Below are 24775 nucleotides of genomic sequence, written 5' to 3'. Positions count from 1 at the left end.
CGAACGCGCTTTGTTTGTGGGGATACGGCTCAGCAGCGGGCGAGTTGCGGGAGGACGCGGTCGAGCACCTCAAGCGCACCGTGGACATAGCGGGCGTTCCCCTCGCGGTCGAGGAGCAGGGGGACGCATGCCGCCGCGAGCACGCGTCGGATGTTGGCGATGGTGGCGTGGTCTTCGCCGTTGTCGATGCCGAGTTCTCGTCTGGCGCGGGCGAGCGTGGCGACGGGTTTGATGCCGCAGAGGGCCTGTTCGTGGCCCCAGAACTGTCTCTCGAGGTAGAGCGCGTCTTCAACCCAGTGTCCGGGGTGGACGAGTGCGAGGTCGATGAGGACGCATGTGGGGGGCTGGTCCGGGGTGGGCGCGGGCCTGAGCATGGCGTTGCCCAGGTGCAGGTCGCCGTGGCACCAGGCGTTGATGGGGCGGGCGTTCCACCTCTCCAGCAGGCGAGGGAGGAGTTTCTGGACTCGCTTCAGGGCCTCGTTCCATTTTTGTGATTCGGTGATGACGCCGTCACGCAGGTGCTCCCGTGCCTTTGCGATGTGGGTTGCCCAATCCGGGGGCGGGGGTGTGGGGCCGATGGGCCGCGCATTCGTGGCGTCGCGTTGGAATCTTGCCGCGGCGTGGAGCAGGCGTTCGAAGGCGTCGCTATCCGGGCGGGTGTTGAGGGGCTTGCCGGGGAGGCGCTCGATCACGAGCCAGGCCAGGTCGTAGCCCGCGATGGACTCGCCGCACGCGAGGACGCGGGGCGTGGGGAGTCGGCAGGTGTCGTTGTCGTCGAACCGCTCGGTTTCGACGCCCCCGAGGAGGACTGTCCAGCCGTGCTCGGCCGGCCCGACGGGGATCTTGACCATGGCATCGCGGGGTTCAGGCCCGAAGGCAGGGTCGCTCCACGTCGCGAAGCCGGTGGCGGCGCCCCCTCGTTGCCAGACGGAACGGAACCACTCGATGGGTCCGAGCTTGCCGCGGCACGCCTCGACGAGCGCGGGGGCGAGGGATTCTCCCAGCGTGTGCTGATCGCTCGTGTGCTGCGGGTGATGATCGGCGGGCACGCCCTACTCCGTCACGTGCGGAACACCTGGCACGGTCGTGTCATTCAACATACCGCGCCGAGGGCTCGCGTGTGCGGCTTGCTGGCCAGAAGCGGCCTGGAAGAGCGCAATGGCCTGTGCCACAGTGAGTTGCTCGGCACGCAGCGTCGGGCCGATCCCCTCGGGCCAGGGGATTTCCCTGCCGAGGATGGCTCCGAGCTGCTTGCGTCGCTGTGAGAAGATCCGCTGGGTGAACACGCTCAGCCCGGGGAGATCGCTCGTCAGCGGGGCGGGCAGGCGGGTCAGTGAGACCATCGCGCTCGTGACATCCGGGCGAGGCCAGAAGCACTCGCGGGGGAGTGTGGCGATGTTGCGAACGAGTGCCGCGGCTTGTGCGACGATGCTGATCTGTCCGTATTCCTTCGACCCGGGAGTCGCGAGGAGGCGATCGGCGACCTCGCGTTGGATGGTGACGAAGAGTCCTGCGCACTCGGGGTGGTGGACGAGGAGGGTGAGCATGAGGGGTGTGGCTGCGCCGTAGGGGAGATTCGCGACGAGGGTGAAGGGGCGTCCGGCGAGGGCCTCACGAACCGGCTTGGAGAGTTCTCGCTTGCTTTCGAGGCAGTCCCCTTCGATGAGCGTGAAGCGTGGGGCGTAGTCCGGGTTCGAGCCCAGGCGGTCGCGGTTGAGGGATGCGAGCCCGGTGTCGAGTTCGCAGGCGATGAGGGTGCATCCGCGCGTGAGGAGCTCTTCGGTGAGGGTGCCGGTGCCCGGCCCGATCTCGAGGACGAGCGAGCCGGGGCCGACGCCGCTGGCATCGACCAGCTTTCTGATGAGGTTGTGATCGATGAGGAAGTTCTGGCCGAGGGACTTCTTGGGGGCCAGGCCGCGGGAGTCGAGGAGATGGCGGATCTCGGTGAGTGACTGCATGGGGAGCGACGGAGAGACGGGTTGAGATTGTATTCTCGTGTCACTGTGTCACTGCTGTTTACCACTCCCCGCCCAGGACGCGCTCGATCGCGTGGGCGACGCCGTCCTCGTCGTGGCGCAGGGTGTGGCGCTTCGCGGCGGCCTTGACGCGCGGCACGGCGTTTCCCATGGCGATTCCAAGCCCGGCGCCGGTGATCATCGCCTCGTCGTTGACCTCATCGCCGATGGCGACGACTCTGCTGGTGGCGACGCCGTGCATCGACGCCAGCCACGAGAGCGAGGTCCATTTGTTGGCGTGCTTGCTGAAGACTTCGAGGATGTGGTAGCGCCGTCCCTCGCCGGTGAGGCGTGTGTGCTCGGGGGCGACAACAGCGGGGAAGTTGTGGAGGTGGATGTCGTCGCCGAGGTGTCCGACGAGGTCGGCGGTGATCGGATCGAGCGTGGAGTCGAGCCCGCAGATGCCGAAGCGGACGGTGTGCTCGGGGTGTTCGTCGTCGGTGAGGGAGGCCGCGAAGCGTGCCTTGACGTTCATCTCGCGGAACCACCAGTCGGTGACGGGGTCGATCGGGTGGTTCTGGTGGCCTCGCACGACGAGGTAGTCGTACCCGGCTTCGATCGGGTCTTTGAGCACGAGGACGGCGTGTCCGTGGCCGAGCAATCGGTCTACGGCGCGTGCGACGACGTTCTGGTCTATGGCGAAGCGGTGGATGGTGCGGCGTGTCTGCGGGCATGAGAGGATGGAGCCCCCCGCGACGATCACGGGATCGAGCTGGCCGATCTCACGCAGGAAGCGTTCGCACTCGACGAAGCCGCGCCCGGTGCAGATGGTCACACGCAAGCCCGCCTCGCGGGCGCGTTCGATGGCCCGCTTGTTGCGAGCGGAGATCGTTCCGTCGGGAGCGAGCAGCGTGCCGTCGAGGTCGAGCGCGAGCAGGTCGTATGCGAGGCCGGCGGCGGCTTCGCGTGCGGGCGCTTGGTTCGACGCTAGTGGCATGTCGGAGCGTATGCAGGGGCTGTGCGGGAGCGAGCGGGGCGTGTGGTACACTGAGGTGCATCGGCGGCTTCCCATTCATGGAGCAGGCCCGGAGGCGTGCATGTCCGATGATGCTCAAGATCCGCGGATCCGTTGCCGCTGCGGCGCGGTTGTGGCTGCTGGGCGTGTCGGTGAGAGCGGCGGCGACCCGCGGTGCGACGCGTGTGTGGAGGCGTCGCGCCGGGCCGGGACGCGGTGTTCACTTGACGAGCCCGCCGATCTGCTCGGCATCGATCCGGATGAGGCCAAGCGGCACGTTCCGGCGGCTCGGGAACACGGGCCGGTTCCGCTTGCGGATGAGTGGAAGGATGGCGGCCAGAGCGCTTCGAGCAGTACCGCGGATGTTCCGGGCCGACGCGGCAAGCGACCTCGAAGCTGCCCATCGTGCGGCAGGATCATGTCGAAGCACGCCGTGATCTGTCTGGTCTGCGGGCTTAACACGGAGACGCAGCGATTCGTCGGCACGGGGCTGCATGAGAGCAAGCCGAAGCACTGCATCAAGTGTCGGTACGACATGACCGGTGCGCCGAGCGTTGTCTGCCCGGAGTGCGGCACGGCGAACACGCGCCGGCTGAGGCGAGAGCGCGAGGCGCACAAGGGGAGCGGGCTCGGCTTCGAGCCCTATGTCCGCCCGCTTGTGTACATGGCGATCGGTGTTCCGATCACGTTCCTGATCGAGTGGCAGACCAACGGGTTCACGTCGGGGGTGGCGTATGTCGTGCTGTTCGCGCTGGCGATTCCCGTGCTGGGGGTGGCGTACTTTGTCACCAGCGTGTTCGCGACGGGGGTAGATGAGCGGGTGGTGCTCGCGACGGCGCGGCTCGCGGGGATTTATGCGCTGGCGGATGCCGCGGGGCACGCCTCGGGGTTTGTGCTCTTCGGCATGGTCTCGATGGCGGTGTGGTGTTTCATCGCGGTGGCGATGGTGATGGAGGAGCTGGTGCTCGACTTGTTCGACGCGGTGGTGATGGTGGTGGCGACGGGTGTGCCGCGATTGGGCGTTGTGATGGGCGTGTATATGCTGGGGCGACACCTGGGCTGGTTCTGATGTCGCGGGGTTTGGATGCGGGGTTTGTTGGAGGGATCAGGCGGGGAGTTTTTCGAGTTCTCGCGCGAGGCGTTCGACGAGGCGGCTGACGGTCTTGGGGCTGAAGTCGAAGGTGAGTCCTGCGGCGGCGAAGAGGTCGGGCAGCGGGCGTGAGCCGCCCAGCGACATGGCGCGGATGTACGCATCGACGGCGGCGCGTGGTCCCTTCTCGATGGAGTGGAGCCAGAGTTGCAGCGCGCCGAGCTGGGCGATGCCGTACTCGATGTAGTAGAACGGACTGCTGAAGGGGTGGGGCTGTCTGTGCCAGACGGTCGCGCGGGTCTCATCGAGCCCCTCCCACGAGATGTTGCGGCCGAATCGATCGTCGAGCGAGAGCCACGCCTCGCGTCGATCGTCATGAGAGTGTCCGGGGTTTGCGTAGACCCAGTGCTGGAACGCGTCGACGGTCGCGATCCACGGGAGGATCGAGATCACGCCCTGGAGATGCTGGCGGACGGCTCTTGCGCGGCTCTCATCGTCGGTGTAGAACGCGTCCCAGTGGGGCTGCGTGAGCAGTTCCATCGACATGCTCGCCACTTCGGCGAACTCGATCGGCGCTTCGCGGTAGCGCATCAGGGGCTCGTCGCGCGAGAGGAGCGAATGGAAGGCGTGCCCCGCTTCGTGGAGCATCGTCTCGGCGTCTCGCTGAAGGCCGGCGGCGTTCATGAAGATGAAGGGGATGCGGGAGCGGTCGCGGTTGTACTGGTATCCGCCGGGGGCCTTGCCCTTGCGGCTGTCGAGATCGAAGTTGTCGCCGCCCTCGGAGCCGCGGGCTTCGGATCCGTCGCCGAGCGACGAGAGCATGTCGGCAAGGCGTGGGTCGAGGGCGCGGAAGCACGCGACGGACTTGGCGACGAGTTCGCGGCCACCGTTGAAGGGGCGGAGCGGCTGGCGGCCTCTGGGATCGACGGCCAGATCCCACGGCCGGAGCGAGGGGAGGCCGAGCAGGGAGGCACGCTGCTCGTCGAGTTCGTCGACGAGCGGCACGACGACTTCTTCGCACGCGGCGTGGAAATCGAGGCAGTGGTCGGGCGTGTAATCGAATCGGCGCATCGCCTTGAAGGCGTATTCGGTGAACGATGCGCAGCCGGCGTTGCGGGCCATCTGGTGCCGCAGCGCAACCTGCCGGTCGAAGATCGAATCGATGGTGTCCGCATCGGTCAGTCGCCGCGCGGCGACGGCTCGCCACGCGCTCTCGCGCACGGAGCGATCCGTCGATTCCTGGTAGACGCCCATCTGGGGCAGGGTTCGCTCCTGCCCGTCGAAGACGACTGTCATGGCGCCGATGGTGGTCTGGTACTGCTGCGCGAGCTTCTCGAGTTCGGTCTGGATCGGCACGTTGGCTTCGCGGAAGATCTCGACCTCGGCGCGGGTGTCACGATCGAGCAACGCGTAGCGGGAGGCGCGGGCCGGATCGGTGCGCGGGAAGCGCCCGACGAGATCGACGTGACGCTGATCGAGGCGGAAGGCGAGGGGCTTGATCGCGGGGGGCACGGTCTCGATGTAGCGGGTGTACGCCTCGGCCTTGGCTGTGTCGGCGGTGTCGCAGGTCATGGAGATGTAGAGATTGGCGGCGGCCTCGCTGAGGGCCGCATCGAGTTCGGAGCGGTCGAGCAGCCAGCGATCGAACGCCTCTTCGGAGTCGATGGGTCGATTGAGGAGATCTTCGATGAGGGGCACGACCTGCGAGAGGTCCGCGCCGTTCAGTGACATGGGTACGAAATCGGTGGCTGCGTGTGTCTGCATCTCGTCGGTTGCCTCCGTGCGACTGGTTCCGTGATCGGGCGTGATGGTACACGATCGGGGACGCGGCTTCATGTCCTGAGCGCGGTGCAGAATGAAAGAGGGCGGAGCGCGTGTGCGTCCCGCCCTCTCTGAGTGCAAGTGAGGAGTCGATCAACGCATGAGATCGCGGAGCATCTGCTCCTGGTCGTCCACCCAGCGCTGGAACTCCTTCTCGTCGAGCGCGTTGAAGGTGAGGAGCGCGGTGTTGGGGTTGTTCTTGACGACGCGGACCATCCGACGAAGGGCGTCGCGGGCTCGTCCGACCATCGCGCCGCGCCGGGTGCGGTCCTGGTCGGAGCGTGCGGCGTTCACGGCGTTGTTGTAGGTGTCCATGTACTGGCGCAGCGCGGTCTCGTCGGTGTAGACCTGCGAGCGGTACTTCATGTTGATGTCCTCGGCCTTCGAGATCGGCCAGAGGTATCCGGTGCGGGGCGTGCCGACCCATTCGACCTCGGTGAGGCCCATGGCGCGGGCGAGTTCATCGACGTTCGCGGCGGTTCCCTTGCTGAACTTGAATCGCTCGGCATCGACGGCGTTGAACGTGAGGATGCGGTTCTCGGGGTTGACGACGTGATCGCCGTCGAGCGAGTTGTACCACTTCACGTCGCCGTTCGAGTCGATGGAGCATGTGAGGGGCTCCATGATCTGCATGGAGCGCATGATCTGGGGGTCGTAGCCGCCCCGGGCGGAGATCTTCTCCATCATGTAGAGGACCTCTTCGAGCTCGCGATCCTTGACGGCCTGCAGTGCGCCGAACCAGCCCGTGCACGCGCCGTAGTTGCCCTGGGGCATGAAGTAGATGTCCTCGATGCAGTGCGCTGTCATGGCGGCGGCGGAGATGGCGGATTCGATCCATGCGGCGACGCGGAAGCGCGGCTTGTACTCGTTGTGGATGATGTCGGAGAGGCGCTGGATCTCGAGAAGGAGCCCGCCGCCTGAGTTCACATGGAAGACGACGATGCCGATGTTCTCTTCCTCGAGCACGGGGATGAGTCGCTTGAGGATGTCGGCGGTCATGTAGACGCCGACCATGTTCTTATCGCCGCCCTCGCCGAGCGTGATGATCGCGGCCCGTTTGGAGCGATCGGTCGTGGAGATTCGTGGCTGTGTCTGAGAGGGCGTGGAGGTCGTGGGTCGGGCCACCGGGGTTCCGGCGTCGCGTTCGACGCGATCGACCTCGGCGGCGCGGAGGAACTGGCGCTGCTCGACGCCGCCGATCTTCACGAGAATCCAGACGTTGCCGTCGATCTCCTGCTCGACGGTGCCCTCGACGACGGTTCCGTTCTTGAGGTGGACCTTGTCGATGGCGGAGGCGACGTTCGTAAAGAGGGTTGCGATCGCGACGATGGCGAGAAGAAAGAGCGTTGCGAATCTGCTCATGGTGTGGTGCATGGTGGTGTTGCTCACGTGGTGTGCTGTCTCGTGCGGCGGATGTGGTCGATCACTTGCGGTCGCGGAGCTGTTCGAGCTTGATCCGCTCGCGGAGGATGCCGATGTCTCCGATGCCGGGCAGGCCGAGCTGGCCCGGGTTCAGGGCTTCCTCGTAGCGTCGGAGGACCTTCTCGAGATCGTCGAGGAGGCGGATCTGCTGGCCCCGGGCGCGCTTGCGCTCTTCGTAAGAGCCGCCCACCTGGATACGCTGGAAGTCCTCCCAGATTCTGCGGCTGTCGCGTGAGGCGCGTTGCAGTCCCTCGCTCCAGTTCTTGAAGATCTGGTCGCTCTTGCCCGGGATAACGGTGTATGTGCGGGCGATGCCGAGTTCGCGCATGAGGTCTTCGAGCGAGTCGACGGTGCCCTTGGAGACGCCGATCTTGTAGGCGATATCGGCCTTGAGCGTCAGGTTGTCGTTGCCCTCACCTCTGGCGAGTTGCTGGATGTTGTCCTCGTTCTCTCCCTCGCCGTCGTCGGTGAGGAGGATCTCGCCTCTGTCGGCGCGGGGCATGCCCTCGTGGTAGACGGGCCGGCCACCCTCAAAGCCGACGGAGAGGACATACTCGGTGCGGGCGAGGGCCCTGATGAGTCGGGGGTCGTAGCCGCCGGTGATGGCCATGCCCTCGGCGCGTCCGATGCGGAGCGAGAACTGTTTCTCGCGGACGACCTCGTCGCCGGTGGAGCCGAAGGACTTCTCCAGTCCGCCGATGCCTCCGAGTTTGGCGTCGCTGGAGAAGTAGATGTCCTTGCATACGAGGGGAAGGAACGCCGCGCCGCCCATGGCGCGCTTGACCCAGAAGACGACCTTGGGCTGCTTCTCCCACTCGCGGGGGATTTCGACGGTGAAGATCGGGTCCATGTCCTCGGCGCGCCGGAACTGATCGAAGAATCCGACCTCGTTGGGGATCTCGCCGAGGTTGCCGAACCGCTTCATGTCCCAATCGTTCTCCATGATGACGATCAGGTAATCGGCCTGATTCTGGCGAGCGTCGCGCACGGCTTCGCGCAGGGGTGTCTGCGAGATGTCTTCGCCGAACCAGCCCTTGAGATGGATGGTGTAGACCTTGGTGCCGTCTGCGACCGGGTTGACCGGTGAGGAGGAGCGGGCGGCGGGGCGAGTCTGTGTAGACGCGGGCGCGGCATCGACGCTCTCGGGCGTGATGGCGTCACGCTTGATCGAGAGGATCTCCGACTTGTCGTACTCGGTCTCGACGGACATGCCGCCGATCACGACGAGCATCTTGAGTTTCGAGTCGGTCTCGCTGAGGATCTTCCCTTCAACGATTCTTCCGGAGTTGAAGATGACCTGATCGGTCGCGGCGACTCGCTCGGGGGCTTTGGACTGGGCGAGCGCGGTCATGGGCGACACGGCGGTTCCGATGCCGATGAGCCCTGCTGCGAGGTGGCCCATCCAGGCGCGACGATTGCGTGTGTCCGGGTTCTTGCGCATCGATCTGGTTCCTTCTCTCAAGGCCCGGCCGGAGGCGGGGACTGTACAGGCAAGCGGGCATCTGCACGAACAAATTACGAATGAAGACGCGACGCGCGTCCTGCCATCACTTATAGACACCCAGACCCCGGGCAAGTTCCATGCCTTGGGCCTGCGAGACGATCACACCCTCAAGTTGGGCATCGTACACCGCATCGAGGACGCGTTTGAACGCCGGTCCGGGTGACCAGCCCGCTTCGACAAGGTCGTCGCCGGTGACGAGGGGGTTCGGGGCGAGCCCGCCGAATGTCAGGGCGAGCGCGTCGACATCGGATGCGATGGAGGATGCGCGAGGGGCATCGATCGCTCGGAGCAGCGTCATGCCCCCGGGGAACTGTGGTCCGGCTGCGAAACGCTTCCGACGCGCGATGGTGAGCCCGGTCCAGAACGCCGGGTCGCTGAGTTGCCTCAACCCGTGGAGCGCACTGTGCAGATCCTGGCGTTCTTCGTTGCTGAGGCAGAGCGCGGTGCGGCACCCTCTGATAAAGGCATCCACCGGGGCTTGCAACAGCGGGATGCCGAGATCGATCGCCCACGCGCCGAGTGCGAGCATGGGCGGGGCATGGGGCTCCAAGCGTGACAGGACCAGCCCCGGGCCGTAGCGATCCGGCGTGAGCCCGGTTGCGCCGGTGACTGCGGCATCGAGCACGGGGCGTTCGAGCCCGAGATCCCTCAGGAACACCGCTGCGCGGCTTCGTGTCGGGTGTGCGAGCATGCGGCGGATCTCATCGCCGATCCGTTCCCGGGAGACGCCCCGCAGGTGAGAGGCGTTGCGTCGGATCGCCTCGGCGGTTGCCGGTTCGATCGTGAAGCCGAGTTTGGCGGCGAGGCGGACGGCGCGAAGAGCGCGGAGGTGGTCCTCCGCGAGGCGTGTGTCCGCATCGCCGACGGCGCGGAGCGTGCGGGATTCGATGTCGGGGATGCCGCCCACCATGTCGATCACGCGCCCCCGGATCTCGCGTCCGGCGATCGTTGATGTCGAGCCGTCGGGATCGAGGTAGAGGGCGTTAACCGTGAAGTCGCGCCGTTTGGCGTCTTCGATCTGGGTGCTGAACGTGACGGCGTCCGGGCGGCGACTGTCCGAATAGGGGCCATCCGCGCGGAAGGTCGCGACCTCGACGACGACGGGGTCGCCCTCGATGCGTAGTTTCACGAGCACAACGCCGAAGCATGCTCCCACAAGGTCGCTGTGAGGGAAGATGCGGCGCACCCGGTCGGGGGTGGCATCGGTCGCGATGTCGTAGTCGCTCGGGGCAAGGCCGAGGAGCTCATCGCGCACGCACCCGCCCGCGAATGTCGCGACGTGCCCGTGGTCACGCAGGGCGAGCACGATCTGCGTCGCGGCTCTGCGGGCGTGCTCGGATGTGGGGGCGCGACCTGCCATCGGGGAGAGTGTAGTGGGATGAGAAGAAGGCACGAAGGCACTGAGGCAAGGAGGCAATGGGCGATGGGGATGAGTCGGAGTTCAGGTGGGTTTGGCCGCACGCGCTTCGTCGAGGAACTCCACGCCCCGTCGGAGGTGGGGGATGACGATCGAGCCACCCACGATGAGGGCGACATCGAACGACTCCCAGATCTCCTCATCGGTGACGCCGATCTTGACGCACTGGTCGATGTGGTAGGCGATGCAGTCGTCGCAGCGAAGGACCATCGAGGCGACCAGCCCCAGCAGTTCCTTGGTCTTGAGCGGGAGCGCGCCGTCCTGATAGGTCTGGTGGTCGAGGGAGAAGAAACGCTTGGTGACGAGTGTGGCGCCGACGCGCGGCGTGCCGCCGGGGGTGAGGCCTCGGGCGGCCTCATCCCCGGTGATGCGTGCGTTCATGCGCGTGCGATACTGCTGGAACTGTTCGTAGCGGGTCATGGCGGATGGTAGTTCCGCCCCGCGAGCTATCAGGATGACCGGCGCCGGCGTGCCAGAAGCCCCGCACTTGCCAGGAGCGAGAGTGCGCCCGGTGTGGGGACCATCTTCAGCGACATGGTGTAGACCTGGCTGTCGTCATGGAGACCCGAGGTATCGCGGATGTAGAAGTCGGCGGTCCAGACGCCGGCTGCGGCATTGAAGCCGGGGGCCGAGGGGTCGAGGTTCCAGATGATCGTGCGGTTGAAGTCTGAGCCGCCCGTTCCGATGAGGAAGGTAACGCCGGGCGTGTTCAGTTGCAGCGAGAGATCGAACGGGTCGTAGACGGAGACGCCCGCGTCGAAGCGGGTGAAGACGGCCTGGATCTTTGTTCCCTCGGCGATGGGGATGATGCCGTCGTGGTAGTGGGGGTCGTTGGGGTCTGCGATGATCTCTTCGAAGGAGAGCATGTCCTCGGAGAGGCCCGGGAGCCCGAACATCGGCATGTGCATGGTGTGGGCCATCATCCAGTCGAAGTTGATCTGGAGCATGTTCTCGTGATGGCCGCCCCCGTGCGAGTGTCCGAGTGAGATGAGGTAGCCGTGCGGGTGGGCACTGGCGGTCGTTGCGTGCATCGCCATGATGCTCGCAGTTGCGAGTGCGCCGGCCATCAGGCGGGTACAGGTGTTCGGCATCGAAAATCTCCGGTCGTTCAAGCTCCGGTCGTCCTGGGCCCTCTGGCGAGTCTCGGAGCGTTCTCGGACGTGTGAGAGCCCCTCGTTCTCTGCGGGACTCGGCGAACTACCATGCAGCACGAACCGGCGGGGTGCCACCCGTTGGCCCGCAAAAGCCGCATAAATCTCCGATTCGTTCGGGGTCAGGCACGCCCATCGGGTTGTTCAGACAGGCCACCATGCACGATTTCGCCCAGCCAACCGCGCCCGACTGCCAGAGCCCGTTCGTGACGATTCCCGAGGCGCTGGCCGATCTGCGTGCGGGACGGATGGTCATTCTGACGGATGATGAGCACCGCGAGAATGAGGGGGATCTGGTTCTGGCGGCGCAGTTCGTGACGCCCGAGGCGATCACCTTCATGCTCTCGGTCGCGCGGGGTTACTTGTGCCTGTCGATGACCGAGCAGGACTGCGACCGGCTGGAACTCCACCCTCAGTCCGCGGTGAACACGACCTTTCGCGGCACGGCGTTCACGGTCTCGATCGATGCCGCGCCGAAGCATGGGATCACGACCGGCGTTTCAGCGCGTGAGCGAGCGACGACCATCCTGCGCGCCATCGACCCCGCGTCGACGCCGACGGACTTTGTGAGACCGGGGCACATCAATCCGCTCCGCTCGCGCGACGGTGGCGTGCTCGTTCGCGTCGGCCAGACCGAGGGCTCGCTGGATCTCTGCCGTCTGGCCGGGCTCTATCCCGCGGCGTGCATCATCGAGGTGATGCGGGACGACGGGGAGATGGCGCGTCTGCCCGATCTGGTCGAACTCAGCCGCAAGCACGGCATCCGGATGTGCTCTGTCGCGCAGATCATCGAGCACCGTCTGAGCGCATCTCCGCTGGTGGAGCGGATGGAGCCGCGTGGTGGCCAGAAGATCCGGACTCCGGAGGGTGAGTTCAATCTGCTGGCGTTCCGGTCGCCCGTCGATCAGTTGCCCCATCTGGCGCTGACCGTCGGGGATGTGGGCGCTCTCGACTCGCAGGGCGTGCATGTGCTATCTCCCGAGCCGACGCTTGTGCGTGTTCACAGGCGCGACCTCTTGGGCGATATTTTCGATGATCTGGATTCGGGATCGACGGGGGGCGTCTCGACCGGCGCCACGCTGCGAGCGTCGATGCGCATGATCCAAAGGGAAGGGCGGGGCGTGATCGTGTATCTCCGCCCGTCCGGCGTCGGTGATGCTCTCTCGCAGCGGCTGACGCGTCCGTTCAATTTCGATGAGGCGGATCGGCCGCGCACGAGCATCAATCCGGCGATGCTCGAGTACGGTGTTGGATCACAGATCCTCCGAGATCTTGGGCTGACCAAGCTGCGGCTGATCACCAACAGCCAGACTGACTACCCGCAGTTGCAGGCGTTCGGCCTTGAAATTGTGGAGCGCGTTCCGGTTCCGCAGGAGACTTCCGGGCGGTAAGTCTGCGTACATGCCTGCGATGGCTCAGCTTGCGCGATCTCTTTGAATCCTTCTAAAGACCGAACGAATCTGTCCATTACCCTTGCCATGAGAGCGTGCATCGTGTATGCTAAGTTCGGTCTTTGCACGGACATCGCGAGCGAGGCCGCACACCAGCACATCAGAGCGGATGAGTGAACGCATGGACGAACAGATGCAAGAGGCGTGGATGCGCAGCGGCGCGCCAAACGAGCATCACGCACGTTTGCTCGAACTCGCGGGCGTGTGGGATGCGCGGGCGACATTCTGGATGGGTCCGAATGAGCCGCCGATCTCCAGCGATGGCGAGTGCGTGAACGAGGGGATCCTCGGTGGTCGCTGGCTGAGCATGCGCTACAGGTGTGAATTCATGGGCATGCCCTATGAGGGCACGGGCGTGATGGGGTTCGACACCATCGCGGGGGAGTATGTGTCGAACTGGATGGACTCGATGTGCACGCAGATGATGGTGCACAGGGGCAGGACGGGAGCGGACGCGCGGCGGATCGAGATGTCCGGCAGCGCGTTCGATCCGATGGGCGTCGAAGCGGCGACCCGCCACGTCACCACCATCCATTCCGCCGATCGACACACGTACGAGATGTTCAGAGCGCCTCGCGGGCAGCCCGAGTTTCGGAGCGGCATCATCGAGTACACGCGAAGAACGTGAGAGGATCATCCGGTGTTGCTCATCGCTGAGCGGCACCTTGCCAGACATTGCGGATTCGAGTTCTCAACCAGCATCGAAAGGGAAGTCTCATGGATCTCAAGCAGCTTTGTCGTGTCTCGGTCGCGCTCACGCTGATCGGCGCGGGTTCGTCAGTCGCACTCGCTCAGAACGTGGACCCGGCAAAGGACGCCAAGGTCAAGGCCAACGAAGCCGCGTCACAGGCGAAGAAGGTGGCCCAGGACGCCGAGAAGTCAGCGCAGGCGGCGATGGAGAAGGCGAAGGGTGGTGAGCCGCCCGAGATGTCCGCCGAAGAGGCGGAGATGATGGCCTTGTGGTCCGCTGCGAAGACGCCTGGTCCGCACCACAAGCACATGGAAGTGATGGCTGGGGAGTGGGAGGGCGTGAGCCGCATGTGGATGGTGCCAGGCATGCCTCCCGAGGAGTCTCCGGTCCGCACCACGGCCCGCATGGAGTTCGACGGGCTCTTCCTCATCTCGCACCACAAGGGCGAGATGATGGGCACGCCCTTCCGCGGCATGGGGACTATGGGGTACAACAACACGACCAAGGAGTATGAGGGTGCCTGGATGGACAACATGGGCAGCATGACCATGTGGATGACGGGCACCTGCTCGGACGACGGCAAGGTGTTCAAGCTTGTCTCGACCTTCGTGGACTTCATGACGGGCGAGAAGACGACCATGAAGATGGACACCACCGTCATCGACAACGACAACTACAAGTGGGAGATGTACGGCCCTGGACCCGACGGGGTTGAGTACAAGATGATGGAGATCGTGTACAAGCGGAAGAAGTGAGGCCGATTGCTCACCGGATTCCGGTCCGTTCCTGCGAGGGGCGGGCGGTGCCTTGATTCCAGTCCAGCGGCCATGATGCGACGGACCCGCACGAGGCGGGTCCGTCGCGCTGTTTCGTCCGGGCATGACGGCGCGTAGCATGACCGAATCCGGAGGCCCAGCGGCATGCAGGAAGTGGTCTGGCTCGCGTCGTATCCGAGGTCGGGGAACACGTGGCTGCGGTTCCTCTTGTACCGGTATCTTCACGGACCCATCGAATCGACGGCACGGATCAATGAGGTGATTCCCGGTCTGCACGGGCGCGGTCGGCTCGATCGGTCGCGCCCGGGACGCACGCTCGTCAAGACCCACTTCGCGTACGCGCACGGGCATCCGCTCTCCGACAGGGCGAAGGCCGTGATCCACATCCGCCGCCATCCGAAGGACGTGCTTCTTTCCGGCCTGAACTATCACTCCCTGACGGGCAACAGCGTGCCTGCGATGAAGTACGCGAACGCGTTCATCGCGCTCAAGGGCGACCCTGTCTGGAGGCAGATGGGGTTCGGCACGTGGGAATCACACATCGAATCGTGGCTCGACAATCCCGCGCTGCGGGGGATCGCCCGTCACTGGACCACCTACGAGCGGCTGAAGGCCGACACGCCGGGCGAGATGCGAGCCATTCTGGCGTTTCTCGGAGAGACGATCGACGAGGATCGCCTGGTCGCGACGGTCGCCGACTGCACGCTGGAGCGGCTTCGTGAGGTCGAGGATGAGGAGAAGTCCAAGGGTGCGCCGAGTCTGTTCCCGGGGTCCGAAGCGGCACGATCCGCCGGCAAGCGATTCATCAACAGCGGGCGCACGGGACAGAGTCTTGCGCACATCGATCCCGGGCTGGATGCGCAGTTCGATGCCGCGTTTGCACCGATCCTGGCTCGGCGCGGGTACGCGGATCCCCCTTCGTCGGAGTCAGGTCCGAGAACGTGAGGAATGCGCATCTTCTGCGTCTTCACTCGGAGCATCGCGAGATTCTGAGGCGTTCCTCAGGCATCGATCCTTCGTCGGCCGATGCGCTCGGTGACGCGTCGTTGGCGGCGCGCTCGCACGAATGTTCCGACGAAAGGACTCTCCGATGATGATCGCGTCCATGACGGCAGCCATGATGCTCTCTCTCGGGGCCGGTGTGCCTCCGCCGATCGCGGTGCCGCCGGGCGTTCCGAAGCAGGAACTTGCCACGAAGCAAGTCTGCTCGCTCGGCACACTCGCAGGCGAGTGGGAGGGCGAGGTGTGTGTGACATCGGAGCGGGGCACATCCGTCTCGCTCGTCGGGCTGAGCGCGACGCAGGATGAAGGGACCGGCGAGGTGCTGATGGGCTTCCAGGGCCTCGCGTTCGCCGCGCCGTTCGAGGGGATCGCTCGCCTGACCAGGACCATCGACGGATCGACGACGTGCGCGTGGTACGACACGCTGTGCGACGGTGCGATCGCGTTCGATGAGGCGTGTATCACCGGTGAAAGTTCGGCGGACCTGGTCTTCGATTCGCTCACGGCGACGGACCACCGGGTGCTGCGCCAGACGATGACGATCGTCAGCGAGGGGCACCTGCAGATCGAGATCACGAGCCACCGGCCGGGCGAGCGCGCTGCGCCCGTGCTCAGCATGGATCTCTACCGGCTTCCAACTGGGCAGTTATCGATGGGCTCGGGTCTGACAACGACTCCCGGGTTGCTTGCGAAGCTCGACACCGGTTCGCTCATCCCGAGCACACGATCCGCGAACATCAATCCCGACGCCGAGTGAGCCGGTCCTCGGAGGCCATCGGCACATCCTGACGCATGACGAAGCGGACGCGGCCACACCACGGGCCGCGTTCGCGTTTGTGCTTCTGTGGCCCCTCGGAGCGAACTGGTAGAATGGCGGCATGAGCGAAGGACGTGGGCCAGAGCCAGAGGCATCGCACCGCACGACCGACGGCGGATCGGGTGAGTCGCATCCGATGCTGCAGCGGGCCGGCCTGATACTCGGGCCGATCCTCGGCGCGATCGTCTACGCCGCCATGCCCGATTCGCTCGGCCACCCCCCGCGTGCGGCGGCTGCGATCGGCGTGCTCATGGCGATCTGGTGGATGACCGAGGCGGTCGCGCTGCCGGTGACGTCGCTGATCCCGGCGGCGTTGTTCCCGCTCTTCGGGGTTGTGGACGCGAGGACGGCGTGTGCTCCCTACGCGAACGAGATCATCTTCCTCTTTGCGGGCGGGCTGGTGCTCGGGCTCGCGATGCAACGCTGCGGTCTGCATGTGAGGATCGCGCTGATCACGATCGCGCTCGTCGGCACCCGTCCCAAGCGGCTGATCGCGGGTTTCATGCTCGCGACGGCGCTGATGAGCATGTGGGTCTCCAACACGGCAACGGCGGTGATGATGCTTCCCATCGGGGCATCCGTGGTCGATCTGGTCAAGAGCCATGCGCGGGGCGGCGGCGAGGAGAACGCGCGACAGGCCCGGAACTTCGCGGTCTGCCTGATGCTCGCGATCGCTTTCGGCGCGTCGATCGGCGGGATCGGCACGCTGATCGGAACGCCGCCGAATCTCGTCTTTGCGGGCTACATCAAGCAGGCGTACGGACAAGAGATCGACTTCATGCGCTGGATGCGCGTGGGTGTGCCGATGGTGGCGGTGTACCTGCCCATCGCGTGGGCCGTGCTCGTCTACATCGCGTTTCCGGTGCGCATGAAGGAGATCCCGGGGGGGCGCGAGTTGATCCTGAACGAGCTTCGAGAGCTGGGAAGGCCCGTGCGCTCGGAGTGGATCGTGCTCGGTGTGTTTCTCACTGCGGTGATGCTCTGGGTTTTCCGCTCGCGGCTTGATGACATCCACGCGCTGAGCTTTCTGGGTGACGGCGTGATTGCGATGTGCGCGGCGCTGGTGCTGTTCTTCGTGCCGCGCGGCAGGGTCGGGCCTGCGGGACAGCCGCCCGGCGCGTCCGGCGGCATGGTGATGGACTGGGCGACGGCGTCGAAGCTGCCCTGGGGGGTGTTGCTGCTGTTCGGAGGCGGGCTCTCGCTCGGGAGCGCGATGACCGCGACGAATCTCGACGGGTGGATCGGGGAGTTGTTCACGGGTATGGGCGGGCTGCATCCGGTGGTGCTCGTTGCGATCCTCGTTGTTGCGGTCGTCGGGTTGTCGGAACTGGCGAGCAACACCGCCGTTGCCACGGCGTTGATGCCCGTGCTGGGTGCCGCGGCTGTCGGGCTCGGCGTGCATCCCTATGTGCTGCTGCTCCCGGCGGTGCTCGCCTCGTCGTGCGGGCTGATGCTTCCCGTTGCAACGCCGCCGAACACCGTGGTCTTTGCGTCCGGGCACGTCGGCGTGAGGGACATGGTCAAAGCGGGCTTCCTGCTCGATGTTGTCGGCATCGTGCTGGTGATCGTGGTCGCTACGACGGTCGCGGGGCCGCTGCTCGGGGAGGATCTGTCGATCGTTCCTGAATGGGCCGGTGCGAAGTCGCCGTGAGCGAAGACGGCGTGTTGCGGGTCGCCGGTCTCGGGACGGCGTTCGAGCGTGCGTGCGACGCTCGATATGAGATCGTGTGATCGTGAATCGGCCGCGCTTTCGGCGGCGTGTTCTTCATATCATCTGAGCGGGCCGGAAGGTCGCGGCACGCGATCGGTCGGATACCCAAGACTTTCACGGACACGCGTGCGGCAGGGGATCTGCCTGCGGCGCGGTTCAGGAGGATGGAAGCATGGTGCGGACAGTCGCCAAAGTACTGCGTGGCAAGGCCACTCCCTTCCAGATTCTGATGGCGTGTGTGCTGGGCGCGATGATCGGCTTTGTGCCATCGCTGAACGCAGGTGCGGGAACGCTGGTCTCGCTCCTGCTGCTGCTGGTGATCATCAACGCGAACCTTGCGCTCGCGGCGATGGTCGCGGGCGGTGCGAAGCTGCTCTCGCTCGCGATCATGCCCGTAACGTTCCAGGTCGGGCGCGTCCTGCTCGATGGCCCGACAAGCGGGTTCTTTCGCACGGCGATCAACGCGCCGGGTTCTGCGCTGCTGGGGCTCGAGTATTACACCACGACGGGCGGCATCGCGCTCGGCTTCGCAGTCGGGCTCGTGCTCGGTCTGTTCGTTTCCGGCATCGTGAAGAAGTTCCGAAAGGTCATTGCGACCTACGAGGTGAGCTCGGACGCGTTCAAGGCGTTCACGACCAAGCCCATCAACAAGTTCATCATGTGGATCTTCTTCGGCGGCAAGGGCAAGGGCTCTTACTCGGACATGCTGAAGAAGAGGATCGGGCTGCCGATCAGGGTGAGCGGGGTCGTTCTCGCGGCTCTGGTTGTTGCGCTCGGGTTCATCGGGTACAAGTATCTCTCAGGCCCGATCGTGACCTCGTTCATGCGGGCGGGGCTGGAGCGGGCGAACGGCGCGACCGTGGATCTCGCGAGCGTCGATATCGACGCAAAGTCGGGGAAGATCACGCTGACGGGGCTTGCTGTGTGCGACGCGAGCGAGCCGAGCAAGGATCTGTTCCGGGCCGCGACGCTGTCGGGGGATGTATCCGGCAAGGATCTGCTCCGCAAGCGGATCAGCATGGACAAGATCGTCGCTGTCGATGCGATGCAGGGCGCGACGCGGAAGGTGCCTGGCGTGGTCTTCCGGCCCCCTTCGAAAGACAAGCCCGAGACGCAGCCGGGTGAGAAGTCGCTGGATGATTACATCAAGCAGGCCAAGGAATGGAAGGAGAAGCTGGCCCAGGCGCGGCGTTGGCTGGAAGAGATCAACAAGCGCAGGCCGGAGCGTGACGGCTCGGGAGCACCGGGAGAGAAGACGGAGACGCTTGAAGAGCGATTGCGCCGCTTGGTCAAGGAGCAGGGATACACACGCGTCGTCGCATCGCATCTCGTCGAGGGCGCACCGACGTTCCTCGTGCGCGAACTCGAGGCGAAGGGGGTCCGGGTTGAGGCGGCCGGAGGTGGGGCCGGTGGTGGGGCTGGTGGGGGGGTGCTGGCGGGGCAGACGCTCGACATTCGCGGCGAGAACCTCTCCACACAGCCGTGGCTGGTGCAGGGCGCGCCACGGGTGGTGGTGACGTCTTCGGGAGGCACGCTGAACGCGGATGTCTCTGCCGGCGCGGCGAGCGCATCGGGCGCGGGGCAGACGACGGTGAACCTCGCGGTCAAGGGGATGAGCGCGGATCTGATCGGGAGCCAGTTGATCGCGATCGGGGGGCAGCCGCCGATCTCGGGCGGCACGATGGATGTTGCGATCAATGCGAACCTGACCGATCTGGGCAACATCGATGTGCCTCTGAGCGTGACGCTGCGCGACACGACGCTCTCGATTGCGGGGGCTGGACAGGCGAAGGTTTCGCAGTTCACGCTGCCGATCGGGCTGAAGGGCGAGTTCGACAATCCGCGGATCGCGATCGATGGCGATGTGCTGGCGCAGTCGCTGTTGCAGGCGGGCGCGGGGGAGCTGGCCAATCGTGTGAAGGGCGAGGCGGGGAAGGTCGTTGACAAGGCGCTCGAAGATGTGAAGGACAAAGTCGGGGGGCAGATCGGCGACAAACTCGGCGGCGAGGCGGGGAAGGCGCTGGACGGGCTGCTCGGGGGTCGGAAGAAGGATGATAAGTGAGCGGGCAGATCTGGTAGAATGATCTTGAGCAGGGCAATGAGGAGGCTCCGATGGTCCAGATCGTGCGTGCTATTTACGAGGGTGGGGTGTTGAGGCCCGAGGAGCGGCTGGATCTTGCGGAGCATCAACGCGTACGAGTGACCGTCGAGCGTCTCGAATCGACATCGAGCGAGCAGCGAACCGCAGCATTGCAAGAGCCCTTCCGGTTGGCGGGTTCGATGGGCTGGCCACCATCAACCCACTTGTCGACTGATCGGCAACGCTCACGATGAGGAGCTTCCAGTGGACGCACTGTTCGAAGCATGTCGGCAGCTGATCGGAACCGTGCCGCCCTGGGTTCACTGGGGCATCATGTTCAGCTATTTCGTTGTGAGCATGGGCCTGTTCGCTCATGTTGAGGGCCTCTCCAAGGCGTATCTCGAAGAGGGTGGCTCCGAGGAAAGAAAGAGATGCCTGCGGCTGCTGTTGATCCTTTTTGGGACTGGTGCTCTGGCTCTGCCGTACACGCTGCTCATCGACCAAGAGGTGTTCCCCGAGGGTGTTTTCAAGACGCGCGGCGGACGTTCGATCGCCACGGTCTTTCCAGCTCTCTGCCTCATCGCCGCCCTGTTCTATGGCGTCAAAGTGCTGCGCCACACGCCACGGTGACTGAGCGGGTTTCCACGCTCCGACACCTGTCGCCACCCGAGCGCCGCGTGCAGAACTGTTCGCGGAAACCCAGTATTTCGTCAGGGTTGCACGAATCCCGCACCCGAACGCCCTGTCACGGCTGTGGAATCTCCAGCCCCTTCCTACCATCGATCGATATTCCCAGGGTCGTCGGAGTAGACGCACGTGCCCGGGCATCCGAACCTGGGGAAGGTTCGGCGGTTCGAGCCCTTGGGAAAGAGGGGCCAGCATGGTGTCAGAGTTTGGCGGCAGATTTCCGGCGGAGCCGTGTGAATCTCCAGTGAGCCAGGGCACGGGGGCCGGGGTCGTGCGTATTGACACGCACGTGCATTCCCGCGCGTCTGACGGTCCGGCACTTGCGGCTCTGGGGCTCATCAACTGCCCTGAGTGCTACTCCGAGCCGGAGCGGATCTACGACATGGCCAAGGTCCGGGGGATGGACCTTGTGACGATCACGGACCACGACACGATCAAGGGCGCGCTGGAGCTGCACGAGCGGGGCTTTCAGGACTTCATCATCGGCCAGGAGTTCACGGTCTACTTCCCGGAGGATCGCTGCAAGCTGCACGTGCTGATGTGGGGGCTCACGCCCGAGATCAACGAGCAGTTGCACGGGCACGGGCTTCGGGAAGACGTGTACGCGTTTTCTCGATTCCTTCGCGAACACAATATCGCCCACTCGCTGGCGCACCCGCTGTACGTTCAGAACGGGCGGCTCAGCCGATGGCACGTCGAGCGGGCGTCGCTGCTTTTCCGCTCCTTCGAGACGCTGAATGGTGCGCACTCGGCGACGCTGCGTGACCCGATCGAGTTGTTCCTGCGGACGCTGACACCTGCGCTGATGCAGGAGATCGAGCAGCGACATGGGATGGAGTCGCTGTGGTCTCGTCCGTGGCTGAAGGGGCGCACTGCGGGTTCCGACGATCACGGGTTGTTGAACATCGGGCGTTCGTGGACCGAGGTTCGATCGGAGGACAATGCGCCGATCCGTGATCCAGCCGAGTTCTTTCGGCGTGTGATGGCGGGCCAGTCGGAGGTGGGTGGGATCGCGGGGCACTCGTCGCTTTTGGCGCATCAGTTCACGACGGTCGGAGCCAACTACTACGCGAAGAACCTGCACGATCTGCCGTCGCCGACGGGCCGGCTTCTGGCTTCGAAGCTGCTGCGGTTTGCGGGGATTGAGGCGGAGGCGCCGAGCAAGCCGCGCGTCGCACTGCACGTGCTGAAGCGGAAGTTGTTCAAGCGGAAGAAGAAGACGCTGCCCATCGTGAACGCGCTGCGTGAGAGCATCGGCCCCGCGCTCGAGCAGTTCCCGGAGATTCGCGCGAAACTCAGGCCCGAGGCGTGGCGAGAGGGCGCGGCCCTCGGCGACCACGATCGCATGGCCGAGTTCATGGACACGCTCAGCGCGTCCGTCTCGCACGCGCTCTCGTCGTCGGTGGTCCGATCGGTGAAGAAGCGAGACCGCAACGCGCTGGCAGACCATCTGCTTTCTTACGGCATTCTTCAGGCGGCCCAGGCGCCCTACATCTACTCGCTCTTCCACCAGAACAAGGAGCGGAACTTCGTCGAGCGTTTCGCACACGAGATTGCCCCCCCGGGCTCCGGCGCGAGCCCCCTGGAGCGTCCTATGCGCGTCAGTCTGTTCACGGACACGCTCGGCGATGTCAACGGTGTCTGCCGCTTCATCGAGAACGTCGCCCTCCAGGCGAACAACGTGGGGCGTGACCTGCAGGTGATCACGTCGACACGGTTCACGTGCCCGGACTACCCGAACGTCTACAACTTCGAGCCGGCTGTCGCGTTCAAGATGCCCAAGTACGACAAGCTCGAGATCTGCCTGCCGCCGATCACGCGGATGCTGCGTCATCTGGACCGCCATCAGCCCGATGTGCTCCACATCTCGACGCCCGGCCCGGTCGGTATGGTCGGCTATATTGCCGCGAAGATGCTGCGCATCCCCGTGCTCGGTGTCTATCACACCGACTTCCCGGCCTATGTCGATCGCTTGTTCGATGACCACGTCTTCACCAAGGCGTGCGAGAAGTACATGCGGGCGTTCTATAAGCCGTTCTGGGCGATCTTCACGCGCTCGCAGGACTACGTGGAATCGCTCGTGAAGCTCGGGATGGATCGTGCGAAGGTCATGCCCCTCATGCCCGGCTTCGAGACCGATCAGTTCCACGTCCGGTTCAAGGACCGTTCGATCTGGCAGCGGCTGGGATGCGATGCCGACTCGCTCAAGGTTCTCTTCGTCGGGCGCGTGAGCGTCGAGAAGAACATGCCCTTCATGACGCAGATCTGGAAGCAGGTCTGCCAACGCAATCGCGAGCAGGGGATCAACGCCGAGCTGATCATCGTCGGCGATGGTCCGTACCGCGAACGGATGCAGCAGGAACTCAAGGGTCTGCCCGTGAAGTTCCTGGGCTTCAGGCGCGGCGAGGAACTCTCGACGATCTATGCCTCCAGCGACATGTTCGTCTTCCCCTCCGTGACCGACACGCTCGGGCAGGTCGTGCTCGAGTCGCAGGGATCGGGGCTTCCGGTCTTTGTCACCGATCAGGGCGGCCCGAAGGAGGTCGTGGTCGAGGGCGTGAGCGGCCACGTGCTCAGTGTCGATCGCCCCAACGATTGGGTCGAGCGCATCGTCGGCCTGCTCGCCGACGATGAACGCCGCACGCGGATGTCCCACGCGGCACACGCTTCCGTGCAGCGGTACTCCCTCGCGAATTCATTCGACGATTTCTGGGAAGTACACACCCGGGCCTGGCACACGCACCTTGCGACGCAGGGCATCACCCCGCGGACACAGCCCGTGCCGGAGCCGGCGCCAGCGCCAGAGATACGGGTGGCGAACAGAGCGCATACCCCGACAGTCTGATTCTCGGACCTTCGAGGTCCATTGGGGGTGCAATTCAAAAAGTTGTCCTTGCTCCTGCAAGGTATGGGGTTCTCGTGGCAATCCGAGGTGTCACGCGGCGCGACTTGCTCGTCTGTTCGGGCCGCACGCCGTGACGGGTTCCTCAGGAGATATCCCATGCGGCTGACCGAACGTGATTCCAGGGCATCGAGCAGTCTTGGTTTATCGGGTTGTGTCCTCGTTGCGACGGCTCTGGCGTCAGGCGAGGTCGCGGCGGCCCCGACGGTGATTCCCCCGGGCTACACCGTGCATCAGCGGGCGTCGGGCTTACCGGGTAACGCGAGCGCGATCTGTATGGATCCGGGCACCGGCGCGATCTTCTATGACGACTCCAACAACAACCGGCTGTATCGCGTCGATGTGGGCGGCGCGATCAAGCTGCTTCGTTCCTTCGGGGCGACCGGTTCGCCTCCGGACTCCGGGCCAAGTCCATCGACCGACATGGAGTTCATCGACGGACGTGTGTATCTGGCTACGAATCGACTGTGGAGCTACGACGCGACCGCGATCAATCTCTTCCCTACGGAGGTTGCGTCGGTTCCCGGCGCGGCGAGTCCATACTGGGGTTGTGGCATCGCGCCGTACTACGGCGAGTTCATTGTCTCATCCGGGCACACCGGTTCTCTTGATCGCCTTACGGTCTTCAATCTCCCGGGGAACTCCCCGAGTCTCCCCGCGTTCGCGACAGTTCCGGCCCGGCCTTCCTCGCTCGAGGTCGATGAGGTCAATGCGCGATGCTTCATCTCGACCAACGGCTCGACGATGGCAGATCGAGCCCTGGGATATGTCGATATCTTCACGGACTCGTACACACAGCTCGTGGGGCCGGGCCAGCTCGCCGGCGGCATCGTCAACTTTGACGTGGACCCCTGGGGCGATGCCGTCTATATCCGAGAGTCCAACTGGATCAGGCGAGTGAGCGTGAAGTTCGGCACGTCAACGACCTTCTGCACCGGGTTTATCAGCACATACGAGGGCGATCTCACCTTCGGGCCGTCCTCCGACTCGAGCGGCGGCGTCAGTCTCTACATTGCCGATCGGACAAGCATCTGGGAGATCCGGGGTTTCACGCAGGCGCCGTGTCCCGCTGATTACAACGGCGATACGACCGCCGATGTCATGGACTTTCTGGATTTCCTCGACGACTTCGGCACATGCGTCGGGCAGTGGGGGCCGTGCGGGTCGTGGGGCAACGCCGATTTCAACGGCGACACCGTCGTCGATGTGCTCGACTTCCTCGACTTCCTGAATGAGTTCGCGTCGGGTTGCTGATGCTCCGTGTGCTATGGAGCGAAGCCCGT

21 protein-coding genes are annotated in these 24775 nt (G+C 64.9%); 12 read left to right on the top strand and 9 right to left on the bottom strand.

What is annotated here, in order from left to right:
* Nucleotides 1-29: 29 nt before the first annotated feature.
* From KF838_11805 to KF838_11795, 3 genes are read right to left on the bottom strand one after another with little or no spacing between them, the layout of a single operon-like run.
* A complete protein-coding gene (locus tag KF838_11805) occupies nucleotides 30-1049 on the bottom strand; it encodes an aminoglycoside phosphotransferase family protein (protein ID QYK47461.1) in 1020 nt (339 codons plus the stop codon).
* 3 nt (nucleotides 1050-1052) lie between these two features.
* The gene (gene rsmA / locus KF838_11800) at nucleotides 1053-1958 is read right to left on the bottom strand and encodes a ribosomal RNA small subunit methyltransferase A (protein QYK47460.1); all 906 of its coding nucleotides are present in this window, start codon (nucleotides 1956-1958) and stop codon (nucleotides 1053-1055) included.
* 58 nt (nucleotides 1959-2016) lie between these two features.
* Nucleotides 2017-2952: an HAD hydrolase family protein gene (locus KF838_11795; GenBank protein QYK47459.1), complete on the bottom strand. Its 936-nt coding sequence runs from the start codon at nucleotides 2950-2952 to the stop codon at nucleotides 2017-2019.
* 100 nt (nucleotides 2953-3052) lie between these two features.
* Between KF838_11795 and KF838_11790 the strand changes: the two genes are divergently transcribed.
* Nucleotides 3053-4039 carry a hypothetical protein gene (locus KF838_11790; GenBank protein ID QYK47458.1) on the top strand — a complete coding sequence of 329 codons (987 nt, stop codon included), beginning with the start codon at nucleotides 3053-3055 and terminating at the stop codon, nucleotides 4037-4039.
* Nucleotides 4040-4075: 36 nt separating this feature from the next.
* On the opposite strand, the gene KF838_11785 is transcribed toward KF838_11790, so the two are convergent.
* The 6 genes from KF838_11785 to KF838_11760 form a co-directional block, all read right to left on the bottom strand.
* Nucleotides 4076-5824, bottom strand: coding sequence for a M3 family oligoendopeptidase (locus KF838_11785; GenBank protein QYK47457.1), 1749 nt, complete (start codon nucleotides 5822-5824; stop codon nucleotides 4076-4078).
* 150 nt (nucleotides 5825-5974) lie between these two features.
* On the bottom strand, nucleotides 5975-7243 hold the full coding sequence (locus KF838_11780; GenBank protein ID QYK47456.1) for a hypothetical protein: 1269 nt from the start codon (nucleotides 7241-7243) through the stop codon (nucleotides 5975-5977).
* Between the two features lie 61 nt (nucleotides 7244-7304).
* Nucleotides 7305-8744: a hypothetical protein gene (locus KF838_11775; protein QYK47455.1), complete on the bottom strand. Its 1440-nt coding sequence runs from the start codon at nucleotides 8742-8744 to the stop codon at nucleotides 7305-7307.
* A gap of 106 nt (nucleotides 8745-8850) precedes the next feature.
* Nucleotides 8851-10167 (bottom strand): CCA tRNA nucleotidyltransferase, encoded by a 1317-nt coding sequence (locus KF838_11770; protein ID QYK47454.1) that lies wholly within the window; start codon nucleotides 10165-10167, stop codon nucleotides 8851-8853.
* Between the two features lie 81 nt (nucleotides 10168-10248).
* The gene (locus tag KF838_11765; protein QYK47453.1) at nucleotides 10249-10644 is read right to left on the bottom strand and encodes a carboxymuconolactone decarboxylase family protein; all 396 of its coding nucleotides are present in this window, start codon (nucleotides 10642-10644) and stop codon (nucleotides 10249-10251) included.
* 29 nt (nucleotides 10645-10673) lie between these two features.
* Nucleotides 10674-11315 (bottom strand): hypothetical protein, encoded by a 642-nt coding sequence (locus KF838_11760; GenBank protein QYK47452.1) that lies wholly within the window; start codon nucleotides 11313-11315, stop codon nucleotides 10674-10676.
* 218 nt (nucleotides 11316-11533) lie between these two features.
* Here KF838_11760 and ribB point away from each other — a divergent pair, with 218 nt between their 5' ends.
* The 11 genes from ribB to KF838_11705 all read left to right on the top strand — a co-directional run bounded on the left by ribB (nucleotide 11534) and on the right by KF838_11705 (nucleotide 24746).
* Nucleotides 11534-12766 carry a 3,4-dihydroxy-2-butanone-4-phosphate synthase gene (gene ribB / locus KF838_11755; GenBank protein QYK47451.1) on the top strand — a complete coding sequence of 411 codons (1233 nt, stop codon included), beginning with the start codon at nucleotides 11534-11536 and terminating at the stop codon, nucleotides 12764-12766.
* A 181-nt stretch (nucleotides 12767-12947) separates the two neighbouring features.
* Complete coding sequence (locus KF838_11750) at nucleotides 12948-13454, top strand: DUF1579 domain-containing protein (protein QYK47450.1); 507 nt, start codon at nucleotides 12948-12950, stop codon at nucleotides 13452-13454.
* Between the two features lie 89 nt (nucleotides 13455-13543).
* On the top strand, nucleotides 13544-14272 hold the full coding sequence (locus tag KF838_11745; GenBank protein QYK47449.1) for a DUF1579 family protein: 729 nt from the start codon (nucleotides 13544-13546) through the stop codon (nucleotides 14270-14272).
* Between the two features lie 165 nt (nucleotides 14273-14437).
* On the top strand, nucleotides 14438-15238 hold the full coding sequence (locus KF838_11740; protein ID QYK47448.1) for a sulfotransferase domain-containing protein: 801 nt from the start codon (nucleotides 14438-14440) through the stop codon (nucleotides 15236-15238).
* A 145-nt stretch (nucleotides 15239-15383) separates the two neighbouring features.
* Complete coding sequence (locus KF838_11735) at nucleotides 15384-16052, top strand: hypothetical protein (GenBank protein QYK47447.1); 669 nt, start codon at nucleotides 15384-15386, stop codon at nucleotides 16050-16052.
* Nucleotides 16053-16173: 121 nt separating this feature from the next.
* Nucleotides 16174-17763, top strand: coding sequence for an SLC13/DASS family transporter (locus KF838_11730; GenBank protein ID QYK47446.1), 1590 nt, complete (start codon nucleotides 16174-16176; stop codon nucleotides 17761-17763).
* A gap of 232 nt (nucleotides 17764-17995) precedes the next feature.
* Nucleotides 17996-19885, top strand: coding sequence for a hypothetical protein (locus KF838_11725; GenBank protein QYK47445.1), 1890 nt, complete (start codon nucleotides 17996-17998; stop codon nucleotides 19883-19885).
* Nucleotides 19886-19935: 50 nt separating this feature from the next.
* Nucleotides 19936-20157, top strand: a complete 222-nt coding sequence (locus KF838_11720; protein QYK47444.1) for an antitoxin family protein — start codon at nucleotides 19936-19938, stop codon at nucleotides 20155-20157.
* A gap of 10 nt (nucleotides 20158-20167) precedes the next feature.
* Nucleotides 20168-20533, top strand: coding sequence for a hypothetical protein (locus KF838_11715; protein QYK47443.1), 366 nt, complete (start codon nucleotides 20168-20170; stop codon nucleotides 20531-20533).
* A gap of 328 nt (nucleotides 20534-20861) precedes the next feature.
* The gene (locus tag KF838_11710; protein ID QYK47442.1) at nucleotides 20862-23435 is read left to right on the top strand and encodes a glycosyltransferase; all 2574 of its coding nucleotides are present in this window, start codon (nucleotides 20862-20864) and stop codon (nucleotides 23433-23435) included.
* 156 nt (nucleotides 23436-23591) lie between these two features.
* Entirely contained in the window at nucleotides 23592-24746 is a 1155-nt protein-coding gene (locus KF838_11705; protein ID QYK47441.1) for a hypothetical protein, read from the top strand.
* The last annotated feature ends 29 nt before the right edge of the window (nucleotides 24747-24775 follow it).

The sequence above is a fragment of the Phycisphaeraceae bacterium genome (assembly GCA_019454185.1).
Classification (GTDB): domain Bacteria; phylum Planctomycetota; class Phycisphaerae; order Phycisphaerales; family UBA1924; genus JAHBWV01.
Note: the sequence above shows the minus strand (reverse complement) of the source record. Positions and strands in the feature narration are given on the sequence as shown.

Coding starts and splice junctions, on each gene's coding strand:
- rsmA (QYK47460.1), bottom strand. CDS start 1,958: ATGCAGTCACTCACCGAGATCCGCCATCTCCTCGACTCCCGCGGCCTG.
- KF838_11795 (QYK47459.1), bottom strand. CDS start 2,952: ATGCCACTAGCGTCGAACCAAGCGCCCGCACGCGAAGCCGCCGCCGGC.
- KF838_11790 (QYK47458.1), top strand. CDS start 3,053: ATGTCCGATGATGCTCAAGATCCGCGGATCCGTTGCCGCTGCGGCGCG.
- KF838_11785 (QYK47457.1), bottom strand. CDS start 5,824: ATGCAGACACACGCAGCCACCGATTTCGTACCCATGTCACTGAACGGC.
- KF838_11780 (QYK47456.1), bottom strand. CDS start 7,243: ATGAGCAGATTCGCAACGCTCTTTCTTCTCGCCATCGTCGCGATCGCA.
- KF838_11775 (QYK47455.1), bottom strand. CDS start 8,744: ATGCGCAAGAACCCGGACACACGCAATCGTCGCGCCTGGATGGGCCAC.
- KF838_11770 (QYK47454.1), bottom strand. CDS start 10,167: ATGGCAGGTCGCGCCCCCACATCCGAGCACGCCCGCAGAGCCGCGACG.
- KF838_11765 (QYK47453.1), bottom strand. CDS start 10,644: ATGACCCGCTACGAACAGTTCCAGCAGTATCGCACGCGCATGAACGCA.
- KF838_11760 (QYK47452.1), bottom strand. CDS start 11,315: ATGCCGAACACCTGTACCCGCCTGATGGCCGGCGCACTCGCAACTGCG.
- ribB (QYK47451.1), top strand. CDS start 11,534: ATGCACGATTTCGCCCAGCCAACCGCGCCCGACTGCCAGAGCCCGTTC.
- KF838_11750 (QYK47450.1), top strand. CDS start 12,948: ATGGACGAACAGATGCAAGAGGCGTGGATGCGCAGCGGCGCGCCAAAC.
- KF838_11745 (QYK47449.1), top strand. CDS start 13,544: ATGGATCTCAAGCAGCTTTGTCGTGTCTCGGTCGCGCTCACGCTGATC.
- KF838_11740 (QYK47448.1), top strand. CDS start 14,438: ATGCAGGAAGTGGTCTGGCTCGCGTCGTATCCGAGGTCGGGGAACACG.
- KF838_11735 (QYK47447.1), top strand. CDS start 15,384: ATGATGATCGCGTCCATGACGGCAGCCATGATGCTCTCTCTCGGGGCC.
- KF838_11730 (QYK47446.1), top strand. CDS start 16,174: ATGAGCGAAGGACGTGGGCCAGAGCCAGAGGCATCGCACCGCACGACC.
- KF838_11725 (QYK47445.1), top strand. CDS start 17,996: ATGGTGCGGACAGTCGCCAAAGTACTGCGTGGCAAGGCCACTCCCTTC.
- KF838_11720 (QYK47444.1), top strand. CDS start 19,936: ATGGTCCAGATCGTGCGTGCTATTTACGAGGGTGGGGTGTTGAGGCCC.
- KF838_11705 (QYK47441.1), top strand. CDS start 23,592: ATGCGGCTGACCGAACGTGATTCCAGGGCATCGAGCAGTCTTGGTTTA.